This is a genomic window from Shewanella sairae (genome assembly GCF_023283535.1).
Lineage (GTDB): Bacteria > Pseudomonadota > Gammaproteobacteria > Enterobacterales > Shewanellaceae > Shewanella > Shewanella sairae.
Genome location: NZ_JAKILT010000062.1, coordinates 23,883 through 29,882, shown reverse-complemented (window position 1 = coordinate 29,882; position 6,000 = coordinate 23,883). Strand labels below are relative to the sequence as shown.

At 40.6% G+C, this 6,000-nt stretch carries 7 protein-coding genes; 3 read left to right on the top strand and 4 right to left on the bottom strand.

All coding sequences use genetic code 11. The features are described from left to right. Positions 1-247: 247 nt before the first annotated feature. From L2748_RS19910 to L2748_RS19900, 3 genes are read left to right on the top strand one after another with little or no spacing between them, the layout of a single operon-like run. Positions 248-1,312 (top strand): DUF2157 domain-containing protein, encoded by a 1,065-nt coding sequence (locus L2748_RS19910; protein ID WP_220783463.1) that lies wholly within the window; start codon positions 248-250, stop codon positions 1,310-1,312. After that, the gene (locus tag L2748_RS19905) at positions 1,302-2,429 is read left to right on the top strand and encodes a DUF4401 domain-containing protein (RefSeq protein WP_220783464.1); all 1,128 of its coding nucleotides are present in this window, start codon (positions 1,302-1,304) and stop codon (positions 2,427-2,429) included. The genes L2748_RS19910 and L2748_RS19905 overlap by 11 nt, the downstream gene beginning before the upstream one ends. Positions 2,430-2,457: 28 nt before the next feature. Next, the gene (locus tag L2748_RS19900) at positions 2,458-3,030 is read left to right on the top strand and encodes a GDYXXLXY domain-containing protein (protein WP_246616293.1); all 573 of its coding nucleotides are present in this window, start codon (positions 2,458-2,460) and stop codon (positions 3,028-3,030) included. A 6-nt stretch (positions 3,031-3,036) separates the two neighbouring features. On the opposite strand, the gene L2748_RS19895 is transcribed toward L2748_RS19900, so the two are convergent. The 4 genes from L2748_RS19895 to L2748_RS19880 form a co-directional block, all read right to left on the bottom strand. Beyond that, complete coding sequence (locus L2748_RS19895; protein WP_220783465.1) at positions 3,037-3,441, bottom strand: MAPEG family protein; 405 nt, start codon at positions 3,439-3,441, stop codon at positions 3,037-3,039. Between the two features lie 40 nt (positions 3,442-3,481). Further along, a complete protein-coding gene (locus L2748_RS19890) occupies positions 3,482-3,919 on the bottom strand; it encodes a hypothetical protein (RefSeq protein WP_220783466.1) in 438 nt (145 codons plus the stop codon). A 73-nt stretch (positions 3,920-3,992) separates the two neighbouring features. Further along, entirely contained in the window at positions 3,993-4,457 is a 465-nt protein-coding gene (locus tag L2748_RS19885) for a DUF4476 domain-containing protein (protein WP_248957729.1), read from the bottom strand. Positions 4,458-4,621: 164 nt separating this feature from the next. Continuing rightward, positions 4,622-5,854, bottom strand: a complete 1,233-nt coding sequence (locus L2748_RS19880; protein WP_220782383.1) for a hypothetical protein — start codon at positions 5,852-5,854, stop codon at positions 4,622-4,624. Between the last annotated feature and the right edge of the window lie 146 nt (positions 5,855-6,000).

The window sequence follows — 6,000 nt, the reverse complement described above, 5'->3', positions numbered from 1 at the left end:
CTTTATTCAGGCTCCTAGGTTCATCTGGTGATACAGATGGTCCACTCTATTAAGCGGTGGACAGCGCTTCATACGACCTCATGTCGCACGCTCCATTATCATTTGTATACCTATTTTGATTAAAGGTGCCACTGGCACCTTTTTTTAGTATAAAAATCTCGATAAGGTGTTGTTTAGTTTAAGTATGTTTTTCAATAACTCATGTGCGGTAAATGGTTATTAGCTTTAATAAGAAAGGAATCGATAGGTGAATAATTATAAATCTACGCTAAGGCGTTGGTTTGAAAAACAGCAGATCTCCAGTGAAGGCCTGAAAGCGGCACTGGAGCATGTGCGGCAAGATAACAGTATTTATCCCACATCGGCGCAATGGCTGGCGCTTGTAAATTTAATGCTGACCTGGCTTGCAGGGCTGTTGCTTGGCTCTGGCATTATTTTCTTTGTGGCAGCTAATTGGCAAGAAATGAGTCACTTTAGCCGTTTTGCTCTGGTTCAGAGCTGTTTATTGGCTGCATTAGCGCTATACCTATTTATCCGTAGGCGTGCATTGAGTCGCAGTGACCATGATGGCTTTGGTTACACTGCCGCCAATGCAGTACTGCTGCTTATCTGTTTAATCATTGGCAGCTTGCTGGCACTTGTTGGGGAAACCTATCAAACTGGCGCCGACCCATGGCAACTTTTTGCGCTTTGGGCTGTGTTCATTTTACCGTTAGCCTTGGTAGCTGGCTCAGAGCTACTTTGGTTGCTAGTCGGAATATTAATGAATGTTGCGCTATTACTTTATTTTGATGCGTTTCCGGGTTCTGGTCGGCTGATATTTGGCACTGATAGGGTTATGACGGGCTTATTTACCTTAAACCTGATGCTGCATCTCGCTTGTTTGTTTTTAGGTAGCAAGTTTGAGTCATTATCTATTGCTAGGTGGGTTAATAAGCAACGCTTTAACGCGCCGCTAATGCAACAACTTAGCCTACTGCTGGTGATTGGCGTGACAACTATGCTGGCTATCGAGTCGCTTTTCGACTGGAGTAGCGGCATATGGTTATTGATTTATATAGCCGTTATCAGCGTCAGTTTCTTTGTTTATAACCATCTACTAAATGACATTTTTGCACTTACTTTAGGCGGCTTTAGCTTGGTCGCGGTAGGTAATTGCATGCTTATTCGTGCTGCGCTAGAAGGCGACGATCCTGTTGGCATGTTTTTAGTTTTAGGTGTGTCGATAATCGGTTCAGCTACCATGGTGACACTATGGCTTAAGCAGCGTTACAAAGCCTTTAATGAAGGAGGGCTAATGGATGCTAACTGAACTTTTTAAGGGGCGTTTTAACGCCAATAATCAACAGACTCAGCAAGCACTTTGGTCAGTGGTTTCTGCTCAAGATACAGCTAAAAATGATGCCAGCGAGCAAGCGCTCCCTGAGTTGGGCCTATCTAGTCCTTGGTACATTCAATTTTTACAATCTATTGCTGCTTGGGTTGCTTCTCTTTTTACCTTGGCGTTTACCATCACTTTTTTTGGTTTGTTTTTTGACGATCTCGATACGCCTTTTGCCACATTAGCTGGGGCAAGCTATTGCGTGGTGGCGATAGCGATTTATCGCAGTAATCAGAGCCAACAACTGTTTGTTAATCAGATGGCGTTAGCTTTGAGCCTATGTGGCTTGTTGTCATTAGCTTATGGTTTAAGTGGTTGGTTTGAAATTGATGATGGCATCGCTTGGTACGTCAGCTTTGGCCTAGTGTTATTGCTGCATTGGCTTGTAATTAGCCACTACAGTCATCAACTCATTATGAGTTTCGCCATGATTGGCTGCGCTGTTGCTATATGTTATCAGCTACAGATCCTGGAGTGGGTACCGGCCATGTTCAGCGTGGCGTTTAGCTTGTTGTGGCTCAATCATAATCGCGCCGTTTGGCTATTTGGTCGATTAAGTGCTCTAGGCTATATGCTTGCTGTCTGGCTGGTGTTGGTTCAAATGCCGCTATTGTTGGCCGATGCGTCATGGCTAAATCATAATGACTTGCCAATATTGGCATCATGGTCAAACCCTGTGTCGGTTATGACTACATTAGCGATTAGCCTTTATTTACTGGTCACAATTCTTAAAACGTTGGCAGTCCCCTTAAACAGTAAGCAGGCGATCTTATGTTTTATTGGATCCATATTACTGGCGTTGCTAGCGATCCCTATAACCGGCTTATTAAGCGCAGTGTTAGTGTTGGTCGTTGGCTTTTATATTGGTGAACGCTTGATATTGAGCTTAGGGATAGTGGGGATATTGAGCTTCATTGCTTGGTATTACTATAGTTTGCAACTACCGCTGCTTGATAAATCAATGTGGTTAGTTGGGCTGGGCGTCATATTACTGCTGGTGAAAATCGCCGTGACTAAAATGCTACTTACACCTAAACAAGCAGCTTAGCTTGGCACGGCACGTCAAAAGGAGCTACATGACAACACACACTGCCATTGAGAGCGATGAAAAAGATATGAATGCAAAACACACACAGACCAAACCCCTGTTGCCATTAAGCTGCTATGTGGTGATCGCGAGATTACTGGCTGTGCTTGGCGTAGTTAATTGGGATATTTATCAAAAAGAGCAGCATTTAGCCCAAGGAAAGATTGTGCGTTTAGCGTTAGCGCCAGTTGATCCTCGCTCACTTATGCAAGGGGATTATATGGTGCTCAATTATGAACTCGCCGCACAAGTTAACCCGTTGATCACTGAAGGTGCTAACAATGGCATAATTACGGTTGCCCTTGATAAAAATCAGGTAGCCAGCCTAGTATCAGTCGACGAAGCGAGTGACCAACAGGGAGTAAGTGATAAGCAAGATAATTGGGTTCATATCTGTTATCGGTGGCGTCAACATCGTATTAAGTTTGCCAGTAATGCCTATTTCTTTGAAGAGGGGCAAGCGCAGCGGTATGAGCAGGCCGAATATGGCCAGTTTAGAGTAAACGAGCAGGGCAACTTATTACTAGAAGCGCTGCTCGATAAACAGTTTAATAAGCTGTAATTGTACTTATAGCCAAGCTTGAAGCCCGACAACAAATATTGCCAGTAGGGCACAAAAACTGATCGCGAATGAGGCGCTTCGAGCCGCTTTGAAATTAAAGTAATAACATAGCATATGGCTACAGCGTCCAACTAAATAGATGATAGAGCAGGTATTTAGCCAGCTTGCATCAGCAGCGGACAAGATTGCAAACAGCGTCAATAGTACAAGGATCCCAACGCTTTCATTGCTGTTAGCAAACGCCCGGTTTGCCCTAAACAAAAAATGATTGTGGTTTTGCTCTATATTAAAACCCGGTGTGTGCTTTAGCTTAATGGCGGCTACATCGACAACGGCGAGTTGTAACCAAAACAGTGCGCCGGTTAAGCCTAAAACTAACACCGTAATTAGGTACGGCTCAATAAATTCCATTTATGACATTCCTTTTTTGTTTGGTTAGATTTTAATTGAATCATTGCTGCTTAAATAATCGATATGTACCGCTGGCATATAGGCTGCCAATTACTAAGCAGGTTAATGATGTCACCAACATAAAGGTCATGTTGTTAGCGAGCTCTGCCATGTACGGGGAGTCGGCATACATGACCACTGGGATGGCTAAGAGACCTCTTGATAAAAAGATTAAGCTAATCAGTAGTAAGATAATTTTTGTAAAAGGCAGTTTCCTTATGACATTAGCGGCAGAAAAAGCATATGCGCTCCATGTGGCAAGCACACAAGCGATAACAAAAGTTAATGTGGCCGGATAAAGCGAGCCTTGTTCATCCATTTGCGCCATCTGTTCACCTGCGCCAAAAAAGCGATACCAATCACCGCCACCAACAATAATCGCCAAGTGTATCAATGCTGCTATCGCTGTGAGTGTGCCTGCTATTATTAACGACTTCACAGTGTCTCCCTATTTTATTAATGTGAATATGGGCTGCAGCCTTCATCAACTCAGGCTGCAAATTAGCTTAGACTTAGATGATTTTCAGTACCTCTGCTTTGGTACTGGAAAATTTAAATTGTTTGAGTAGATTTGCGATTTGTTGCTTAGTGGGCTTGTTAGCATAGGGCGCTAAGCTTTCGACTAGGGATAATTTACTCGAGTCATGTTGTAATTTGCTAAGTAGTAAGCTGATGTCATCAAAATTGAAATGGCTTGCGAACTTATCTTGTTGTGAAGTAATAAAATCAATTTTATTACTATCGAGTTTAATGAATTCAAGCTTAAGGGCTAAATAATCAAAATCCGAGATCAGTGCATTGTGGCGGTTATTGGCAGCGCTCGCTGTGGTCGCTTGGTTGGTATCTTGATTGGTCACATGGTGACGAGCAGGCAGAACTGAAGTGCTTGCATCTACTGTTTTTGTCGATTGTTCAGCAACAGTGGCGCACGAGGTGAGCGTAAAGCCGATAATAATGACGATAGTGTGCTTAAACAAAATTGCTCCTTGCTTTTTAGATAACATAACGCCCTGTTATGTATTGGTATAATACTATCTTGCTATCGCCCTGTTAACAGGCAAAAAATAGTTGGTTAAAATTAGCGACGAAGGAGCAAAACCAACTGTTTTTTGTCCTTTTCTAACAGCTTGTTAGCTAACTTTTAATTCTGTACGGTAATTTTTTCAATCTGATTCCCATTGCTATCACTAGTTACAATAATATTATTTCCTTGAGACAAGAATACTGTCTTGAGTTCTTCTTTCGACGAAATGATAATTCTATCCAAGGGCACTTCATCTGTATAATTGAATTTAAATACTTCAACCATACAAGGGTACAAGTTTTTACATTCGTTTGAGGCTAAATCGTGTGTTTTTCTATTTAATGAGGCCCATTTAGGACGCCCATTAAGATAGCGTGTTCTTGGCCAAAAAACAGATATATCCCATTTATTTGAATCAGAACTCCAAGTTTCATTACCTTTTACATAAATAAATGGTCCTTGTAATTCCACACTCTTAACAGTTTTTGTAAATGTTGGGTGTTCGTATTTTGTGCTGCTTCGTTCTATTCGTGTAGTTTGGTCAATAGTCAGTGTTTCGAGGTTGATAATGCTTTTAAGTTTACTTGCTAACCATTCTTCTTCATTTATATGAGAATACCCAACATGGATAACCACCTTGGCATCAGGATCTTTATCAAAGATTTCTTCTTTGATAGTTAGCCCAGCGTTAGTTTCACGCTCATCAATCGTATTTAGCTTGGCTGGTTTATGTTGGTCATATGAAATTATGTTGAAACCTAAGTCTTTTGCTTTAAGTATTAGGTTTGCATATAAAGCTTCACGTGTGTAATACCCAACTTGATTAGTAATAAAGCCTTTATCAATTTGTTCTGATGATGAGCTACTTAGAGCCTCAGCAGCAAAGTAGCGATATCCTTGATCCCACAATCCTGTGAGTAGACGATAAGTTAATACCCTGTGTTGTGCGATATCATGAGCTTCATTGACCATTACAATTTGATGTATTTTAGCCCGTTCCAAAATTTCAACTACTGCGTCTTTTTCTTTATAGCTAGTTAAATCTTCAAAGCTAGAATTTTCTATTTGAGCAGTTTTATCTCTAGCAATTAAGGCTTTTCTATGTGAGCCTGCAAAAGAATACTCAACACTAAGCTCTTGCATAATAATATCTAAAGCGATGGGGTTGTTAGAAAACTCTTTAGCAAAGCCTTCAATGAATGAAATTTTATCAACTAAACTTTTACCTTTTGTTTGTTCTTGTATTTGATTACCTATTTTTACAGCTTCTAAAAGAAATTGTTTGTGATCATGCTCTTCAGAGAAAACTGAACTGGAAGCAAGTAGGCAAAATAGTATTATTTTTTTCAAGTTAAATCCTTTTATTCGAAATTTAATGCTCAATGAAATGGCAAGTTAGCTAACAATCGATGATAAAACGATTGTTAATGCAGTTAAACAATTTATTAGTTGATGCTTATAACCAAATGCTTATAACCAAATGCTTATAACCAAAT